General features: G+C 71.9%; 17 protein-coding genes. 11 read left to right on the forward strand and 6 right to left on the reverse strand.

Annotation, left to right across the window (positions count from 1 at the left end; translation table 11 throughout):
• Positions 1-28: 28 nt before the first annotated feature.
• The 6 genes from gatC to AC1DUE_RS06500 all read left to right on the forward strand — a co-directional run bounded on the left by gatC (position 29) and on the right by AC1DUE_RS06500 (position 5,174).
• Entirely contained in the window at positions 29-328 is a 300-nt protein-coding gene (gene gatC / locus AC1DUE_RS06475; protein ID WP_477038583.1) for an Asp-tRNA(Asn)/Glu-tRNA(Gln) amidotransferase subunit GatC, read from the forward strand.
• On the forward strand, positions 325-1,842 hold the full coding sequence (gatA, locus tag AC1DUE_RS06480; RefSeq protein WP_477038584.1) for an Asp-tRNA(Asn)/Glu-tRNA(Gln) amidotransferase subunit GatA: 1,518 nt from the start codon (positions 325-327) through the stop codon (positions 1,840-1,842). The genes gatC and gatA overlap by 4 nt, the downstream gene beginning before the upstream one ends.
• Positions 1,839-3,335 carry an Asp-tRNA(Asn)/Glu-tRNA(Gln) amidotransferase subunit GatB gene (gene gatB, locus AC1DUE_RS06485; protein ID WP_477038585.1) on the forward strand — a complete coding sequence of 499 codons (1,497 nt, stop codon included), beginning with the start codon at positions 1,839-1,841 and terminating at the stop codon, positions 3,333-3,335. The genes gatA and gatB overlap by 4 nt, the downstream gene beginning before the upstream one ends.
• A gap of 52 nt (positions 3,336-3,387) precedes the next feature.
• The gene (locus AC1DUE_RS06490) at positions 3,388-3,936 is read left to right on the forward strand and encodes a GNAT family N-acetyltransferase (RefSeq protein ID WP_477038586.1); all 549 of its coding nucleotides are present in this window, start codon (positions 3,388-3,390) and stop codon (positions 3,934-3,936) included.
• 182 nt (positions 3,937-4,118) lie between these two features.
• On the forward strand, positions 4,119-4,679 hold the full coding sequence (locus tag AC1DUE_RS06495) for a TetR/AcrR family transcriptional regulator (RefSeq protein WP_477038587.1): 561 nt from the start codon (positions 4,119-4,121) through the stop codon (positions 4,677-4,679).
• Positions 4,680-4,712: 33 nt separating this feature from the next.
• On the forward strand, positions 4,713-5,174 hold the full coding sequence (locus AC1DUE_RS06500; RefSeq protein ID WP_477038588.1) for an ester cyclase: 462 nt from the start codon (positions 4,713-4,715) through the stop codon (positions 5,172-5,174).
• Positions 5,175-5,235: 61 nt separating this feature from the next.
• Here the strand turns inward: AC1DUE_RS06500 and AC1DUE_RS06505 are convergent, their stop codons facing one another.
• Positions 5,236-6,558, reverse strand: coding sequence for a cryptochrome/photolyase family protein (locus AC1DUE_RS06505; RefSeq protein WP_477038589.1), 1,323 nt, complete (start codon positions 6,556-6,558; stop codon positions 5,236-5,238).
• Positions 6,559-6,632: 74 nt separating this feature from the next.
• Between AC1DUE_RS06505 and AC1DUE_RS06510 the strand changes: the two genes are divergently transcribed.
• Positions 6,633-8,153 carry a peptide MFS transporter gene (locus tag AC1DUE_RS06510; RefSeq protein ID WP_477038590.1) on the forward strand — a complete coding sequence of 507 codons (1,521 nt, stop codon included), beginning with the start codon at positions 6,633-6,635 and terminating at the stop codon, positions 8,151-8,153.
• 37 nt (positions 8,154-8,190) lie between these two features.
• Complete coding sequence (locus AC1DUE_RS06515; protein ID WP_477038591.1) at positions 8,191-8,856, forward strand: 4a-hydroxytetrahydrobiopterin dehydratase; 666 nt, start codon at positions 8,191-8,193, stop codon at positions 8,854-8,856.
• On the opposite strand, the gene AC1DUE_RS06520 is transcribed toward AC1DUE_RS06515, so the two are convergent.
• Genes AC1DUE_RS06520 through AC1DUE_RS06530 form a run of 3 tightly spaced genes read right to left on the reverse strand, consistent with a single transcriptional unit; the run spans position 8,853 to position 11,007 of the window.
• Positions 8,853-9,374: an AAA family ATPase gene (locus AC1DUE_RS06520; protein WP_477038592.1), complete on the reverse strand. Its 522-nt coding sequence runs from the start codon at positions 9,372-9,374 to the stop codon at positions 8,853-8,855. The genes AC1DUE_RS06515 and AC1DUE_RS06520 overlap by 4 nt on opposite strands.
• Positions 9,375-9,412: 38 nt before the next feature.
• Positions 9,413-10,027: a polysaccharide deacetylase family protein gene (locus AC1DUE_RS06525; RefSeq protein WP_477038593.1), complete on the reverse strand. Its 615-nt coding sequence runs from the start codon at positions 10,025-10,027 to the stop codon at positions 9,413-9,415.
• Positions 10,024-11,007, reverse strand: a complete 984-nt coding sequence (locus AC1DUE_RS06530; RefSeq protein ID WP_477038826.1) for a LacI family DNA-binding transcriptional regulator — start codon at positions 11,005-11,007, stop codon at positions 10,024-10,026. The genes AC1DUE_RS06525 and AC1DUE_RS06530 overlap by 4 nt, the downstream gene beginning before the upstream one ends.
• Positions 11,008-11,198: 191 nt before the next feature.
• Here AC1DUE_RS06530 and ilvD point away from each other — a divergent pair, with 191 nt between their 5' ends.
• Complete coding sequence (ilvD, locus tag AC1DUE_RS06535) at positions 11,199-12,932, forward strand: dihydroxy-acid dehydratase (protein WP_477038594.1); 1,734 nt, start codon at positions 11,199-11,201, stop codon at positions 12,930-12,932.
• A gap of 43 nt (positions 12,933-12,975) precedes the next feature.
• Here the strand turns inward: ilvD and AC1DUE_RS06540 are convergent, their stop codons facing one another.
• Both AC1DUE_RS06540 and AC1DUE_RS06545 read right to left on the reverse strand, forming a co-directional pair.
• The gene (locus AC1DUE_RS06540; RefSeq protein WP_477038595.1) at positions 12,976-14,070 is read right to left on the reverse strand and encodes a TolB family protein; all 1,095 of its coding nucleotides are present in this window, start codon (positions 14,068-14,070) and stop codon (positions 12,976-12,978) included.
• Positions 14,071-14,137: 67 nt separating this feature from the next.
• On the reverse strand, positions 14,138-14,644 hold the full coding sequence (locus AC1DUE_RS06545) for a hypothetical protein (protein ID WP_477038596.1): 507 nt from the start codon (positions 14,642-14,644) through the stop codon (positions 14,138-14,140).
• 59 nt (positions 14,645-14,703) lie between these two features.
• On the opposite strand from AC1DUE_RS06545, the gene AC1DUE_RS06550 reads away from it, so the two are divergent.
• Both AC1DUE_RS06550 and AC1DUE_RS06555 read left to right on the forward strand, forming a co-directional pair.
• Complete coding sequence (locus tag AC1DUE_RS06550; RefSeq protein ID WP_477038597.1) at positions 14,704-16,383, forward strand: glycoside hydrolase family 13 protein; 1,680 nt, start codon at positions 14,704-14,706, stop codon at positions 16,381-16,383.
• A 53-nt stretch (positions 16,384-16,436) separates the two neighbouring features.
• Entirely contained in the window at positions 16,437-17,156 is a 720-nt protein-coding gene (locus tag AC1DUE_RS06555; protein WP_477038598.1) for a DUF2306 domain-containing protein, read from the forward strand.
• Positions 17,157-17,172 lie beyond the last annotated feature (16 nt).

Raw genomic sequence — 17,172 nt, forward strand, 5'->3', positions numbered from 1 at the left:
GTGAGCCGACCCGTCTAGACTTCGGAGCATGTCCACCCTCTCTCGCGACGAGGTCGCGCGCGTGGCGGGCCTGGCACGGATCGACCTGACGCCGGCGGAGCTCGACCGCCTCGCGGGCGAGCTCGACGTCATCGTCGAGTCGGTCGCACGCGTGAGCGAGATCGCCACGTCCGACGTGCCGGCCACCAGCCACCCCCTGCCGCTGACCAACGTGTTCCGCGCCGACGTGCCCGAGGCCCCGGTGGACCGGGACCTGGTGCTGGCGTCCGCGCCGGCGTCGATCGACGGCAAGTTCGCGGTCCCGCAGATCCTGGGGGAGGACGCGTGAGCAGCGCTGACCTGACGCGGCTGTCCGCCTCGGCGCTGGCCGAGCGCCTCGCCGCCAAGGACGTCTCGAGCGTCGAGGCGACCCAGGCGCACCTCGACCGGATCGCCGACGTCGAGCACGCGGTGCACGCCTTCCTGCACGTGTCCGGCGACGAGGCCCTCGCGGTCGCGGCCGACGTCGACGCGCGCCGCGCCGCGGGGGAGGACCTCCACGTGCTGGCGGGCGTCCCGATCGCGGTCAAGGACGTCGTCGTCACCAAGGGTCTGCCGACGACGGCCGGCTCGAAGATCCTCGAGGGCTGGGTCCCGCCGTACGACGCGACCCTCGTCGAGAGGATCAAGGCCGCCGGTCTGCCGATCCTGGGCAAGACCAACATGGACGAGTTCGCGATGGGCTCCTCGACGGAGCACTCCGCGTACGGCAACACGCACAACCCGTGGGACCTCGACCGGATCCCCGGCGGCTCCGGCGGTGGCTCGGCCGCGGCCGTCGCGGCCTACGAGGCACCGCTGGCGATCGGCACCGACACCGGCGGCTCGATCCGTCAGCCGGGTGCGGTCACGGGCACCGTCGGCGTCAAGCCGACCTACGGCTCGGTGTCCCGGTACGGGCTCATCGCCATGGCGTCCTCGCTGGACCAGGCCGGTCCCGTCACGCGCACCGTGCTCGACGCCGCGCTGCTGCACGAGCTCATCGGCGGTCACGACCCCCGCGACAGCACGTCGATCGACGAGCCTCTGCCCGGCCTCGTCGCCGCGGCTCTCGAGGGCGCGTCCGGCGACCTGACCGGAGTGCGCGTCGGCGTCATCACCGAGCTGCAGGGCGAGGGCTACCAGCCCGGCGTCCTCGCGCGGTTCCAGGAGTCCCTGGAGATCCTGCGCGGCGCGGGTGCGCAGATCGTCGAGGTCTCCTGCCCGCACTTCGAGTACGCCCTGGGCGCGTACTACCTGATCATGCCGAGCGAGGCGTCCAGCAACCTGGCGAAGTTCGACGGCATGCGGTTCGGCCTGCGGGTCGTCCCGGAGGACAACCCGACCGCCGAGCGCGTCATGTCCGCCACGCGCGGCCAGGGCTTCGGCGACGAGGTCAAGCGCCGCATCATCCTGGGCACCTACGCGCTGTCCGCGGGCTACTACGACGCCTACTACGGCTCGGCGCAGAAGGTCCGCACGCTGATCCAGCGCGACTTCACCGCCGCGTTCGAGCGGGCCGACGTGCTCGTCTCCCCGACCGCGCCGACCACCGCATTCAAGCTCGGCGAGAAGCTCGACGACCCGCTGGCGATGTACCTGAACGACGTCGCGACGATCCCGGCCAACCTGGCCGGCGTGCCCGGCCTCTCGTTGCCGGCCGGCCTGTCCGACGACGGCCTGCCCGTCGGGTTCCAGGTGCTGGCGCCGGCGAAGGCGGATGACCGGCTGTACCGGGTCGGGGCGGCGCTCGAGGCGCTGCTGGAGAGCAACTGGGGTGGGCCGCTGCTGGCCAAGGCTCCCGAACTGGAGATCGCACGATGAGCACGCTGGTGGACTACGACGACGCCGTCGCGCGCTACGACACGGTCATCGGCATCGAGGTGCACGTCGAGCTCGGCACGCGCACCAAGATGTTCGACGGCGCCGAGGTGACGTTCGGTGCCGAGCCGAACACGCAGGTCACGCCCGTGTCGCTGGGCCTGCCCGGCGCGCTCCCGGCCGTCAACGCCACCGCCGTCGAGTACGCGATCCGCATCGGCCTCGCGCTGAACTGCTCGATCGCGGAGTCCTGCCGGTTCGCGCGGAAGAACTACTTCTACCCGGACGTGCCCAAGAACTTCCAGACGTCCCAGTACGACGAGCCCATCGCCTACGAGGGCTGGGTCGACGTCGAGCTGGACGACGGGAGCATCTTCCGCGTCGAGGTCGAGCGCGCGCACATGGAGGAGGACGCCGGCAAGAACACCCACATCGGTGGCGCCGACGGCCGCATCCACGGTGCCGAGTACTCGCTCGTCGACTACAACCGCGCGGGCATCCCGCTGGTGGAGATCGTCACCAAGCCGATCACGGGCGCCGGTTCACGGGCACCCGAGGTCGCCCGTGCGTACGTGCAGACGCTGCGGGACATCTTCCGCGCGCTGGGCGTCTCCGAGGCGAAGATGGAGCGCGGCAACGTCCGGGCGGACGTCAACGTCTCCATCCGCCCGACTCCGCAGAGCCCGCTGGGCACCCGCACCGAGACCAAGAACGTCAACTCCTTCCGGTCGGTCGAGCGGGCCGTCCGCTACGAGGTCAGCCGCCAGGCGGGCGTCCTCGACGACGGCGTCGCGATCATCCAGGAGACGCGCCACTGGCACGAGGACACCGGCACCACGGCGTCCGGCCGCGTGAAGTCGGACGCGGAGGACTACCGGTACTTCCCGGAGCCCGACCTCGTCCCGATCGCCCCGGACCGCGCGTGGGTCGAGGAGATCCGCGCCGGGCTCCCGGAGCTGCCCGCCGCGCGCAGGCGACGGCTGCAGACCGAGTGGGAGTACGCCGACGCCGAAATGCGCGACGTCGTCAACGCCGGCGCCGTGGAGCTCATCGAGACCACGATCGCCGCGGGCGCCAGCCCGGCCGCCGCGCGCAAGTGGTGGATGGGCGAGCTGGCCCGCACGGCCAAGCAGCAGGACGTCGAGCTCGAGGCGCTGCCGGTGACGCCCACCCAGATCGGCCAGCTGCAGAAGCTGGTCGACGACGGCGCGATCAACGACAAGCTGGCCCGTCAGGTGCTCGAGGGCGTCCTGGCCGGCGAGGGCGACCCGGCCGACGTCGTGGCCGCCCGCGGCCTCGGTGTCGTGTCCGACGACGGCCCTTTGCTCGACGCGATCGACGCCGCGCTCGCCGCGCAGCCGGACATCGCCGAGAAGATCCGCTCGGGCAACCTGGGTCCGGTCGGCGCGATCATCGGTGCCGTCATGAAGGCCACGCGCGGTCAGGCCGACGCCGGCCGCGTCCGGGAGCTGCTGCTGGAGCGGATCGGGTCGTAACACCACGTCCACAAACCCGCCGTAGTCTCGGCGGACGCGAGAGGAGCGGACGATGGAGAAGCCCACGCTGCAGGGCGAGATGATCGTGCTCCGACCGATCCGCGCGAGCGACGCGGACGCGATGTGGGAGATGCTCGGCGACCCCGAGGGCAACCGCCTGACGGGGACGACGGCCACCTTCACGCGCGAGGAGATCGACGCCTGGTGCGCCAGCCGGGCGACCGCGCAGGGCCGGTACGATTTCGCGGTGACGGTCGAGGGCGACGACACGTTCCGCGGCGAGATCGTGCTGAACGAGGTCGACGAGGTGGTCCGGTCCGCCAACCTGCGCCTCGCGATGGGTCCGCAGTACCGCGGCCGCGGCTACGGCACCGAGGGCATCCAGCTCGTGCTCGGGCTCGCCTTCGACGGTCTCGGCCTGCACCGGGTCGAGCTCGACGTGCTGAGCCTCAACGCCCGCGCCAAGTCGCTGTACGAGAACATCGGCTTCCGCGTCGAGGGTCGCAAACGCGACGCCTACCGGGACGGCGACGGCTGGTGCGACGCGATCATCATGGGCATGCTCGAGGACGAGTACCGAGCGGCCCAGATCCCTTCCTGACTGCGAGCCGTTCCGAGGCTCGGGGTCACGAGTTCCTGCCGATAGCTCTAGCGGGACTCGCTGCGGGCTGCGACTGGCTATTGACTATAGCTAACTAGTGGTGTTTATTAGCCGAATGGCAACAACAACTACCTGCTGCGGGACGCCGGCCCGTGGCTAGGGCCGGTCTGAACCGCGACCGGGTGGCCGAGCAAGCCGCCGTGATGGCCGACGAGGTCGGCCTGAGCAACCTCACGCTGACCGGGCTCGCGCTCCGGCTGGGCGTGCGACAGCCCTCGCTGTACAAGCACATCGACTCGCTGGCGGGGCTGCACCGCGACATCGCGGTGCACGCGAAGCGAGACCTGGGCGAGGTGCTGGCGCGAGCCGCGGTCGGTCGCTCCGGTGCCGACGCGATCTCCGCGATGTCCCACGCCTACCGGCACTGGGCGCTCCGGCACCCCGCGCGGTACGAGGCGTCCAACCTCATGCCCGCTCCGGGCGACGTGGAGGACGAGGCAGTCTCGCTGGCGGCGATCCAGGTGATCGCCGACGTCCTGACGGCCTACCACCTGGAGGGTGACGACGCGGTCGACGCGATCCGAGCCTTCCGCTCCACGCTGCACGGGTTCGTCTCCTACGAGACCGCCGGGGCGTTCGCCTGGAGCGCCGACGTCGACCGCAGCTTCGAGCGACTCGTCCGCGGGTTCATCGTCGGGCTCGCGCACTGGGTCGACACCGCCGCCCCGCACCCCACCGCCTAGACCATCCGCCACCACCACCACAAGGAGAGCACCATGGACGACGCCAGCACCAGCACGACGAGCTCCGCCCGGGACGCCGCAACGACTCTGGTCACGCACTGGATCGCCCTGTGGAACGGCGAGTACGCGATCGCGGAGGAGATCATCTCGGAGAACAACCGCGTCCATGCGGCGATGCTCGACGGCGGGGACGGCAGCGCCGCCGGCGGGGTCTCCGGCATGGTGGGCTTCGTCAGCCAGGGGCGCTCCCTGGCGTCCGACCTGACCTTCTCGGTCGAGGTCGGGCCGATCGTCGATGGCGACTACGTCGTGGTCCGGTGGGTGGCGACCGGCACCTACGAGGGCGGGATGCCTGGTGCCGGGGCGCCGGCGGGCACGGTCGTCACCTTCCACGGCACCGACATCCTGCGCGTGGCCGACGGGCAGATCGTCGAGTACTGGCTCAACGGAGACACCCTGGACCTCATGACCCAGCTGCAGGTAGGCGCCGGCTGACCGGCTCACCACGGAGAGACGGCCGCGAGACCCGAGGCAGGCCCCGGGTCTCGCTGCTGCGTCAGCCTCCGCGGTGGAGGTCGTCCAGGGCGACCCTGCGCTCGGTCGCGTGGTCGACCATCGGGGCCGGATAGTCGGCCGGAGCGTCCAGGCCCAGCTTCCACGGTTCGTGCACCTCGGGGCCGTCGATGCCGCGCAGCTCAGGCACCCACGCGCGGACGTAGGCGCCGGACGGATCGAACTTCTTGCCCTGGGTCACCGGGTTGAACACGCGGAAGTACGGCGCGGCGTCCCGGCCGGTGCCCGCCACCCACTGCCAGTTCAGCTGGTTCTGGGACACGTCGCCGTCGACGAGCCACGCCATGAAGTGCTCCGCACCGCGCTGCCAGCGCACGTGCAGGTCCTTGACCAGGAACGACGCGACGACCATGCGGACGCGGTTGTGCATCCACCCGAGCGCCCGCAGCTGGCGCATGCCGGCGTCGACGATCGGGTAGCCCGTGCGCCCCTCGGCCCAGGCCGCGAACGACGCGAGCTCGGCACGCCCGCTCGCCCAGGAGTCCTCCGGCACCACGGTGCGCAGCGAGGTGTGCGCGGCACGCGGGTGGTGCCAGAGCACGTCCGCGTGGAACTCGCGCCAGGCCAGCTCCGAGCGGAACTTCGCCGCGGCGTCGCCCGCGGGCAGGTCCGCCAGGAGCGTGCGCGGGTGCAGCTCGCCGTACTTGAGCGGGATGGACAGGCGCGAGGTGCCGTCCAGGTCCGGGCGGTCGCGATCGGTCGCGTAGGACGCCAGACCGTCGCGCAGGAACTCCTGCCAGCGTCGCAGGGCCGCCGCCTCGCCCGCGGCGGGCAGGCGGACATCGGTGGCCGCCGCGGGGAGACCGTCCGAGCGCAGGTGGGCCCACGGGCTGCCGGTAGGTCGGGGTGCCGGCGCAGCCCAGCCGTGGTCCAGCCACGCTCGGCGGAACGGTGTGAACACCTGGAACGGCGTTCCGCCCTGGGTCTGCAGGAGCCCCGGGCCGACGGCATAGGGAGATCCGGTTCGGATCAGCGGGAGGCCCTCGTCGCGACGACGCCCGTACGGCTCGGTCGCGGCGGTGACGTGGACGGCGTCGGCCCCGACCTCGGCCATCACGGCGGGAACCACGTCCCGCGCGCGGCCGTTCCGCACCACGAGCCGCCCGCCCAGGGACTCGTCGAGCGCGCGCAAGGACTGCGCGAGGTAGGCCAGCCGGGGCGCGCCCGACGACGCCCACAGCGTGGGATCGACGACGAACAGCGGCACCACCGTGTCGTCGTCGACCCGCGCGGCCTCGACCGCGGCGAGCAGCGACGGGTTGTCCGCGAGGCGCAGGTCTCGGCGGAACCAGTGGATCGTCGGCACCCCGCGACGGTACCGGCGCTGTTTCTCGCCCGCGCGGTCTCGCGCTCGGTGCGGGTTCCTGCCACGGTAAAGCGATGAGCGGCATCGACGAGGTGGCTCCGAAGCGGGACACCCTGCCGCGCGACCGCGGGTTCTTCGGCCATCCGTTCGGGCTGTTCACGCTCTTCAACACCGAGCTGTGGGAGCGGTTCAGCTACTACGGCATGCGCGCCATCCTGCTGTACTACCTGACCGACCAGGTGGCCGACGGCGGGCTCGGCATCAAGGAGGCCTCGGGCGAGGCGCTCGTCGCCGTCTACGGGTCGTCCGTGTACCTGCTCTCGGTGCTCGGTGGCTGGCTCGCGGACCGCATGATCGGCGCCCGCCGCTCGGTCCTCTACGGCGGCATCGTCATCGCGGCGGGGCACGTCTTCCTGACGATCCCGGGTACCGGGTTCTCGTTCGGCGGCATCTGCCTGGTCGCCCTGGGCACCGGCCTGCTCAAGCCGAACGTGTCGAGCATGGTGGGCGAGCTCTACGACCGCGACGACCCGCGCCGCGACTCGGGCTTCTCGATCTTCTACATGGGCATCAACATCGGCTCGCTCGCCGCGCCGTTCCTGGTCGGCATCGCCCGCGAGTGGGGTGGCTACCACGCGGGCTTCGCCGTGGCCGCGGTGGGCATGGCCATCGCGCTGGTGTTCTTCGTCGCGGGCCGCAAGTACCTCGGCGGCGCGGGCGACGCCGTGCCCAACCCGCTCACCGCGGCCGACCGGCCCGGTCTGGTCCGGCTGGCGCTGCTCATCCTGGGCGGCATCGCCCTCGCGGTCGCGATCGCCGTGTGGGTGCGGGGTGGCTTCGGGCTCGCGACGATGGTCGACGCGATCTCCTACCTCGCGTTCGCGGCCCCCGTCGTGACCTTCTTCGTCATGTTCCGATCACCCAAGGTCACGTCGCACGAGCGCTCGCGCCTGACCGCCTACATCCCGCTGTTCGTCGCGGCGATGCTGTTCTGGATGATCTTCGAGCAGGCCGCCAACACGCTCGCCTCCTTCGCCAAGAACCGCACCGACCTGCACATCGTCGGGATCGCCATCCCGCCCGAGTTCTTCCAGTCCGTCAACCCGGCGGCGATCATCATCCTGGCGCCGGTCTTCGCGTGGCTCTGGATGCGGCTCGGCGACCGGCCACCCACGGCGGTGAAGTTCGCGCTGGGCCTGATGTTCGCCGCGCTGAGCTTCGTGTTCCTCTCGGTGGCGTCCGCCGTGGTGGGGGACGAGAAGGCGCCCGCGTGGGTGCTGATCGTGGTCTACGTGGTGCAGACGATCGGTGAGCTGTGCCTGTCGCCGGTCGGCCTCGCGGCCACCACCCTGCTCGCCCCGAAGGCGTTCCGAGGACAGGCGATGGCGCTGTGGTTCCTGGCGCCCGCCGCCGGCAACGCGATCACCGCGCAGCTGATCCAGAGCACCGAGGACGTGAGCGACACCTTGTACTTCGGCGTGATCGGGCTCGTCGCCCTCGCGTTCGCCGGCGGGATGTTCGCGCTGGCGCCGTGGGTGACGCGGCACATCGTGGCCGGCGCCGAGACACAGGGCGAGGCGGCCCGGCAGCACTGACGCGCGGTTGTCGGTGCCCGGTGGAAGGGTGGTGCGCATGGCTGAACGACTGAAGTGGTCCGTCGTGACCGACCGGGTGGACGAGCGGCACTGGCGCGTCATCGGGGGTCGGCTGCGGGCGACGTTCGGTGCCGACGACTTCGCCGCCGCCGCCGCGTTCGTCGCGCGCGTCGCCGAGGCCGCCGAGGCGGCCAACCACCACCCGGACGTGCTGCTGCGCTGGGGTGAGGTCGCGGTGACGACCGTGAGCCACGACGCGGGCGGCCTGACGCAGCGGGACGTCGACCTCGCAGCCGCGATCAGCGCCCTGGCCGACGAGCTGGGCCTGACGGGCACGCCGCCCAAGAGCGAGGCGGTCGAGATCGCCATCGACGCGATCGACATCCCGGGCGTCCGACCGTTCTGGCAGGCCGTCCTCGCCTACGACGTGCGTCCGGTCGGCGACGACAGCGAGCTCGCGGACCCGGCCGGTGTCGGGCCCACCTTCTGGTTCCAGCAGATGGACGAGCCCCGTCCGCAGCGCAACCGGATCCACCTCGACGTGCTGGTGCCGCACGACGAGGCGCAGGCCCGGATCGAGGCGGCCATCGCGGCCGGCGGGCACATGGTCAACGACGGGTTCGCGCCACGGTTCTGGGTCCTGGCCGACAAGGAGGGCAACGAGGCCTGCGTCTGCACGTGGCAGGGGCGCTCCCACAGCTAGTGCGGGCTGCGCGGGTCCTGCTCCACGGTCCGGCACCGACGGAGGATCTCGTCCACCACGTCCTCGAGTGGCGCGGTGGCGTCGATGACGATGCCGTGCGCCGGAACGCCCTCCCTCGTCCCGTGCCATCGCTCGATGCGTGAGCGCGCCGTCGGCAGCCCGCCGCCCCACTCGTCGTCGGGACGCTCGTCCAGGCGGCGGTTCAGCGTGCCGAGATCGACCTCGAGGACGAAGACGGCGTCGAACAGGTCGATGAACTGCGGGTAGTTCCGGGAGCCCCCGCAGAAGAACGTCGCGTCGCTGTCGCGGTCGGCAACCAGGGCCCTGACCCTGCCAACGTCCCAGATGTGGTGCTCGTGCTGGACGCTCGCCGTCGGCTCGCCGGTCTCCGGGTCGCCCTGGTACGCCAGCTCCCGGTCGCCGTGGACGACGTGGTGGCCGCGCCGCTGCAGCTCCTCGGCGACCGAGGTCTTCCCGGTGCCGGACAGACCCTCGACCAGATAGTTCCTCCTGCCCATGCGCCGCAACCTAGCCAGCGCAGGGGCGGCGTTCGACCCTATTGATCGGCGGGGAGCGTGAACGACCAGCCCGCCTCGAGCCGTTCGGTGACCACGGCGGTGACCGCGGCGAGCGTGCCGTTGCGGTGGTCGCCGCCACCGTCGTGCGCGAGCACCAGCTCACCGGGACGCATCGCGGCCCGCAGGTTCTCGGTCAGCGTCCCCACGTCCTGCGTGGCCCAGTCGTCGATGGTGTTGAGCACGCCGAGCGGTCGCATGCCGAGCGACACGGCGACCTCGGCGGAGACGCCCCAGCTGCCGTACGGCGCGCGGTAGTAGGGCACCGGTGCGTCGGGTGCGGCCTCGTGGATGATCCGCAGGTTCTCGACGAGGTCGGCCCGGACGCGGTCGGCCGGCCACTGCCCGAGGTCGTCGTGGCGCGTCGTGTGGTTCCCGATCAGGTGCCCCTCGCGCACGATGCGCCGGAGCACCTCGGCCCCGCCGGGTGCGGTCACCTGCCGCCCGATCACGCAGAACACGGCGCGGATGTCGTGCGCGAGCAGGAAGTCCAGCAGCGCCTCCGTGGTCGCGCCGTTCGGGCCGTCGTCGAAGGTCAGCGCGGCGACCGGACCGGAGCCGGAGCCCGCGGCGCCGGTGACGTGCTCGGCGGTCACGCGCGGGGCGGGGCGCAGGACGCGCGCACGACGAGCTCGGTGGGCAGCCGCACGTGCGCGGGCCGCTCGCGTCCGTCGATGAGGTCGACCAGGAGTCGCAGCGCCTCGGCGCCCATCTGCTGCAGCGGCTGGTTGATCGTCGTCAGCGCGGGGGAGGCGAGCACCGACTCGGGGACGTTGTCGAAGCCGATCACGGACAGGTCGGCGGGGACGGACAGGCCGAGCTCCCGGGCGACGGCCAGCACCTGGATCGCGGACAGGTCGTTCGTCGCGAACAGGGCCGTCGGCGGGTCGGGACGGTCCAGGAGGGCCCGCGCCGGCTCGTCGGCGCTCTCGCGCCGGTACCCGCCGACCCCGACGAGGGACTCGTCGACGGCGACCCCGGCCGCCGACATCGCCGAGCGGTACCCGGCCTCGCGCAGCCGGGAGGACTCGAGGTCGGGCCGGCCGCCCAGGAAGGCGATGCGCCGGTGCCCGAGGCCCAGCAGGTGCTCGGTGGCCAGGACCGCGCCGCCGAAGCTGTCGGAGTCGACCGTCGGCAGACCTGTCGGCCCCGTGTGCGGGTCCACGGCGACCACGGGGATCCCGGGGTTGGCCTCGACGACCGTCGGCGTGACGATGATCGCGCCGTCGATGAGCGTGCCCGACAGGCGCGACAGGTAGCGCCGCTCCCAGCCGACGTCCGCCCCGGGGGCGCCGCCGCCGGAGTACGCCAGGAGCTCGTAGCCCGTCGGGCCCACCGCCGAGGACGCGCCCTTGAGCAGCTCGGTGCTGAACGGCTCGAACTCCGCCACGAGGATGCCGATGACGTTCGTCCGGTGGCTGCGCAGGGAGCGCGCGCCCAGGCTCGCCTCGTACCCGAGCTCCTCGACGACGGCCTGGACCTTCGTCTGCGTGCTCTCGGCGACGCCGTACCGGCCGTTGACCACCTTGGACACGGTCGCGACCGACACTCCCGCCGCGCGGGCGACGTCTTCCATCTTCACGCGGTGCGTCGGGTACACGTGCGGATCTTATGGCATCCATCCGATAACGATTTCGACCCCGCGTGGCGCGTTGTCGAGGAAACCCGGACGGCCGCAGCGGCCCCGTCGGCGGGCGTCCAGCATGTGGTTATCCGCAGGGTGACCCCCGCTCGGAGCAACGGGGCTGCGGTCATACACTCGCGAGCATGACCGTGACGTCGGACCGATCGAACTCAGCCCCCACCTCCAACGGCGTCGACATCAAGCCCCGCTCCCGGACCGTCACGGACGGTCTGGAGGCGACGGCCGCGCGCGGGATGCTCCGCGCGGTCGGGCTCGGTGACGACGACTTCGCCAAGCCGCAGATCGGCGTCGCGAGCTCGTGGAACGAGATCACGCCGTGCAACCTGTCGCTGCAGCGGCTCGCGCAGGCCGTCAAGAGCGGCGTGCACGCGGGCGGCGGCTACCCGCTGGAGTTCGGCACCATCTCGGTCTCCGACGGCATCTCGATGGGCCACGAGGGCATGCACTTCTCCCTGGTGAGCCGCGACATCATCGCCGACTCGGTGGAGACCGTCATGCAGGCCGAGCGCCTCGACGGCTCCGTCCTGCTGGCCGGCTGCGACAAGTCCCTGCCGGGGATGCTCATGGCCGCGGCCCGCCTGGACCTGGCGAGCGTCTTCCTCTACGCGGGGTCGATCGCGCCGGGCTGGGTCAAGCTCTCGGACGGCACCGAGAAGGACGTCACGATCATCGACGCCTTCGAGGCCGTCGGCGCCTGCGCCCGCGGGCTGATGAGCCGCGAGGACGTGGACCGCATCGAGCGCGCCATCTGTCCCGGCGAGGGCGCCTGCGGTGGCATGTACACCGCCAACACGATGGCCTCCGTGGCCGAGGCGATGGGCATGTCGCTGCCCGGCTCGGCCGCGCCGCCCAGCGCCGACCGTCGTCGCGACGCGTTCGCCCACAAGTCCGGCGAGGCCGTCGTCGAGCTGCTGCGCCGCGGGATCACCGCGCGCCAGATCATGACCAAGGAGGCGTTCGAGAACGCGATCGCCGTGGTCATGGCGTTCGGCGGCTCGACCAACGCGGTCCTGCACCTGCTCGCGATCGCGCACGAGGCCGAGGTCGACCTCACGCTCGCCGACTTCTCCCGCGTCGCCGCCAAGGTGCCGCACCTGGGCGACCTCAAGCCGTTCGGCCGCTACGTCATGAACGACATCGACCGCATCGGCGGCGTCCCCGTCGTCATGAAGGCGCTGCTCGACGCCGGCCTGCTGCACGGCGACTGCCTGACCGTCACCGGCAAGACCGTGGCGGAGAACCTGGCCGACGTGAACCCGCCGGACCCCGACGGCAAGATCCTGCGCGCGCTGTCCAACCCGATCCACAAGACCGGCGGAATCACGATCCTGCACGGGTCGCTGGCTCCCGAGGGTGCGGTCGTGAAGTCGGCCGGCTTCGACTCCGACGTGTTCGAGGGCACCGCCCGCGTGTTCGAGCGCGAGCGCCACGCGCTCGACGCCCTCGAGGACGGCACGATCGTCGCCGGCGACGTCGTCGTCATCCGCTACGAGGGCCCCAAGGGCGGCCCCGGCATGCGCGAGATGCTCGCGATCACGGGCGCGATCAAGGGCGCCGGCCTGGGCAAGGACGTGCTGCTGCTCACCGACGGGCGCTTCTCCGGTGGCACGACCGGCCTGTGCGTCGGCCACGTGGCCCCCGAGGCCGTCGACGGCGGCCCGATCGCGTTCATCAAGGACGGCGACCGGATCCGCCTCGACATGGCCAACGAGCTGCTCGAGGTGCTGGTCCCCGCCGAGGAGCTCGAGGCCCGCAAGGTCGGCTGGGAGCCGTTGCCCGCCAAGTACACGCGCGGCGTCCTGGCCAAATACGCCAAGCTCGTGCAGTCCGCGTCGAAGGGCGCCGTGCTGATCTGATCGTCCGCCCCGAGACGGCGCGGACCCGCGAAGGTCGGGGCCGTCACGGGGCGGCGAGGCTCAGCTCGGGCTGGACGAACTGCTCGTCGGCGAACGTCAGCCACGGGCGGACGTCGCCCGAGCCAGGGTCGAGGAGGCAGAGCGTGCTCGCGCAGGGCGGGGATCCCTCTCCCCGGCGGACCAGCGCCAGGCCGTCGACGAAGCCGAGCCCGCTCAGCGTCGGGAGGCCCTCGACCGTGCCGTCGGTGAGGTCGGCCTCCAGCACGAACGGCTCGCCGCCCTGGGAGCCGAGCTCGTTGCCCAGCATGAGCCGGGTCCCGTCGCGCCACGCGTGCCCGCGCGAGACGAAGGTGTTCGGGTACTCGGCGGCGGGCGAGCCGTCGAGCGCGACCACGCGGGTGACGTAGCTGTAGGAGTCGATGAAGTCCGGCTCCTCGTAACGGATGAGGGAGTAGGCGATGTGCGCTCCGTCGGGCGCCCACGACACCGGCTCCGAGCTCTCGTCGTGGATCCCGAGCTCGTCGAGCAGGTTCGCGGAGCCGGTATTCGAGTCGACCGCGTACAGCCGGGTCCCGAGCTCCCAGCATCCCGAGGCGACCGCGAGCAGTGCGCTGTCCGGAGACCACGCGAGCTCGTGGGGTGTGCACTCGTCTGCCTGCCCGGGTGACGGCACGACCTGGACGGTGCCGGTAGCGAGGTCGACGACCTGGATCTGCGGCACGCCGCCGGGCTGGACGAAGACCTGGGCGATCCGCCGCCCATCCGGCGCCAGGGCGACCGACCAGCTGATCGGAGGGACCGTGGCGCGCACCCACTCCCGCGTCTCGGCGTCGAACGCCAGAAGGGCGAGCACCGGCGCGGTTGCCGACTCCGCCTGCGGGGGAGTCCACAGGGCGACCGCGAGCGCTCGCGGGACCGCGCGCTCCGGCAAGGCTGCCGGATCGATCGTCCCCGCGGGGATCTGTTCCGACAGGGGAGGGGTGTCGACGGGACCCGCGGACGCAGCAGCGGTCGGGAGCGCGAGGCCCGGCGCCTGATCGGCCCGACGGTCCGAGCCGACGACGAGCGCCACGACCGCGGCCACCGCGCCGAGCACCACGAGCACGAGGATGGAGTGCGTGGCCAGGCGCGAGGTCATAGCGGAGCATCGGCGCCGGACGACGGACGACTTGAGCCGGTCAGCCGTGGTGCTCGCGGCGGACGCGTCAGACGGGGTACTCGATGAGCCGTCGTACCGCCGCCGTGAGGGCCGCAGAGTCCCGCACGACGACGAGGTAGGTGCGGCCGGTGGAGGTCTCGATCTCCGTCGCCGGACCGGCGCCGAAGAGCAGCGCGACGCGGTTGCCGGTGGCGAACCGCAGACCCGTCCCGCCGCCGACCATGCTGGGCGTCAGGCGCGGCTCGTCGCGGACGGACACGAGGTCGGGGACGGTGAGCCGCTTGCGGTAGACCGGCCAGAAGGCGACCAGCACGTCGGTCGCCCCGACCGTGACGGTGATCCGGCAGACCAGCAGCAGCACCCCCGCGGCGATGCCGAGCAGCAGGGCCAGGACGGTCAGCAGGGCCGCTACGGGCCCGGACGACGGCTCGGTGCTGAAGATGAGCACGGCGGCCGCCGCCATCGCCACGAGCAGCAGGATCCCGCCGACCCGCAGCAGCCGCGGTGCGGGCTCGTCGGCGACATAGGGCTGGAAGGTCGTCTCGTCGTCCATGGACGTCACGATAGGAGGCCCCGGAGGCGGGACTCGACCCGGGGCGCGACGATGGGCCCGTGAGCTGGAGCGTCGAGGATGCGCCGTGGTGGACCCGGGCCGTCGTCTACCAGGTGTACCCGCGGTCGTTCGCCGACTCCGACGGTGACGGGATCGGCGACCTGCGCGGGGTCCTGCAGCACCTCGACCACCTCGTCGAGCTCGGCGTCGACGTCGTCTGGCTCTCGCCGATCTACGCGTCCCCGCAGGACGACAACGGCTACGACATCAGCGACTACCAGGCCGTGGACCCGATGTTCGGCACGCTGCAGGACCTGGACGAGCTGATCGCGGCCCTGCACGAGCGCGGCATGAAGCTGCTGATGGACCTCGTCGTCAACCACACCTCCGACGAGCACCCGTGGTTCGTGGAGTCGCGGGACCCGACGAGCCTGAAGCGCGACTGGTACTGGTGGCGGCCGCCTCGTGCTGGCCTCGCGGCGGGGGCGCCGGGCGCCGAGCCGACCAACTGGGGCTCGTTCTTCTCGGGCCCGGTCTGGGAGCTCGACGAAGCGAGCGGCGAGTACTTCCTGCACCTCTTCAGCCGCAAGCAGCCGGACCTCAACTGGGAGAACGACGAGGTCCGCCACGCCGTCTACTCGATGATGCGCTGGTGGCTCGACCGCGGCGTCGACGGCTTCCGGATGGACGTCATCAACCTCATCTCCAAGGACACCGCGCTGCTCGACGGACCTGTGCACGGGGGCCTCTGGGCCGACGGCTCGGCGTCGTACGTCTGCGGCCCGCGGATCCACGAGTTCCTGGCGGAGATGCACCGGGAGGTGTTCGCGGGGCGTCCGGACCGGCTGCTGACGGTGGGGGAGATGCCCGGCGTCACCGTCGAGCAGGCCCGTGCCTTCACCGACCCGGCTCGCGCCGAGGTGGACATGGTGTTCCAGTTCGAGCACGTGGGCCTCGACCACGGGCCGGGCGGCAAGTTCGACGTGCGCCCGCTACGGCTCACCGACCTCAAGGCGTCGTTCGGCCGCTGGCAGGCCGGCCTGTCCGACGTGGGCTGGAACAGCCTCTACTGGGACAACCACGACCAGCCGCGGGTGGTGTCGCGGTTCGGCGACGACGGCCACTTCCGACGAGAGTCCGCGACCATGCTCGCGACGGTCCTGCACCTGCACCGCGGCACGCCGTACGTCTACCAGGGCGAGGAGCTCGGGATGACGAACGCGCACTTCACGCGGCTCGACCAGTACCGGGACATCGAGACGCTGCGCCACGTGGAGGCGACCGGGTCGCTCGCGGGCGTCGCCCAGATGGGTCGCGACAACGCCCGCACACCGATGCAGTGGTCCTCCGAGCCGCACGGCGGGTTCACCACGGGCACCCCGTGGATCGGCGTGAACGAGAACTTCCGCATGATCAACGCTGCCGCGGAGCGCGCCGAGCCGGAGTCGGTGTTCCACCACTACCGCCGCCTGATCGCCCTGCGGCACGAGGACCCCGTGGTGGCGCTCGGGGACTTCACGATGCTGCTGCCCGACCACGAGCACGTCTACGCGTTCACGCGCTCCCTCGACGGCGTCACGCTGACCGTGCTCGGCAACTTCTCGGGGACGCTGCAGGAGGTGGGTCTCGACGAGGACCCGGGGGAGCTGATCCTCTCGAACTACTCGGCCCCGGCGACCGCGCTGCGCCCGTGGGAGGCGCGCGTCCACCGGCGGTCCGGGGGTCTGCCACCGTCGTAGGCCGTGGGGCGGCCCCAGAGACTCGGCCGGGCGGCGAAACCTAGCGTCGAACCATGACGACGACCGCCGCCCCGCCGGCCCCGCAGGTCACGGCCGTCCGTCGCAGCCGGGTGGGCTGGCTCGCGGTCGTGCTCACGTCGCTCGGCATCGTCGCGTTCGCCGCGGTGCCGTACGCCACGGCGTCCCTGGAGGACCTGGCCGCCAAGGACAGCGGGCTCGCGTCCGCGTACGCCGGTCAGCCGGCTTTCGTGCAGGCCGCGCTCTACGTCCACATCACCGCCGCGGCGCTCGCGCTGCTGCTCGGCCCGTTCCAGTTCTGCGCCCGGCTGCGCCACCGTCACCGCCGCCTGCACCGCTCGGTCGGGCGCACCTACCTCCTGGCGGTCGCCGTCGGGGCCGTCGGGTCCCTGGTCATCGCCCCGTTCAACAGCGCCGGCATGGTCGGCTTCTTCGGTTTCGGCGCGCTCGGTGTGCTGTGGCTCTGGACCGGGTGGCGCGCCTACCGGGCGATCCGGTCGGGCGACGTGCCCGCCCACCAGTCGTGGATGATCCGCAGCTTCGCGCTGACGTACGCCGCGGTCACGCTGCGCCTGCTGACGATCACTCTCGTCGCGGTGCAGCTGGCGGCCGACCCCGACGCCTCCTTCGACGCCGCCTTCGACAACGCCTACAACGCGGTCCCCTTCCTGTGCTGGCTGGTCAACGTCGTCGTCGCGGAGTGGCTGATCCGCCGCCGCGGCCTGCCGTCGTTCCGCCTGGTGACCCTGTCCTGAATCGTGTGGACGCCCG

It is taken from the genome of Cellulomonas sp. P4_A2, assembly GCF_056402515.1.

Excerpts from the sequence above, each read along its gene's own strand:
- gatC (WP_477038583.1), top strand. The coding sequence starts at position 29 with ATGTCCACCCTCTCTCGCGACGAGGTCGCGCGCGTGGCGGGCCTGGCA.
- gatB (WP_477038585.1), top strand. The coding sequence starts at position 1,839 with ATGAGCACGCTGGTGGACTACGACGACGCCGTCGCGCGCTACGACACG.
- AC1DUE_RS06490 (WP_477038586.1), top strand. The coding sequence starts at position 3,388 with ATGGAGAAGCCCACGCTGCAGGGCGAGATGATCGTGCTCCGACCGATC.
- AC1DUE_RS06500 (WP_477038588.1), top strand. The coding sequence starts at position 4,713 with ATGGACGACGCCAGCACCAGCACGACGAGCTCCGCCCGGGACGCCGCA.
- AC1DUE_RS06510 (WP_477038590.1), top strand. The coding sequence starts at position 6,633 with ATGAGCGGCATCGACGAGGTGGCTCCGAAGCGGGACACCCTGCCGCGC.
- AC1DUE_RS06515 (WP_477038591.1), top strand. The coding sequence starts at position 8,191 with ATGGCTGAACGACTGAAGTGGTCCGTCGTGACCGACCGGGTGGACGAG.
- AC1DUE_RS06520 (WP_477038592.1), bottom strand. The coding sequence starts at position 9,374 with ATGGGCAGGAGGAACTATCTGGTCGAGGGTCTGTCCGGCACCGGGAAG.
- AC1DUE_RS06530 (WP_477038826.1), bottom strand. The coding sequence starts at position 11,007 with ATGGAAGACGTCGCCCGCGCGGCGGGAGTGTCGGTCGCGACCGTGTCC.
- ilvD (WP_477038594.1), top strand. The coding sequence starts at position 11,199 with ATGACCGTGACGTCGGACCGATCGAACTCAGCCCCCACCTCCAACGGC.
- AC1DUE_RS06540 (WP_477038595.1), bottom strand. The coding sequence starts at position 14,070 with ATGACCTCGCGCCTGGCCACGCACTCCATCCTCGTGCTCGTGGTGCTC.
- AC1DUE_RS06545 (WP_477038596.1), bottom strand. The coding sequence starts at position 14,644 with ATGGACGACGAGACGACCTTCCAGCCCTATGTCGCCGACGAGCCCGCA.
- AC1DUE_RS06555 (WP_477038598.1), top strand. The coding sequence starts at position 16,437 with ATGACGACGACCGCCGCCCCGCCGGCCCCGCAGGTCACGGCCGTCCGT.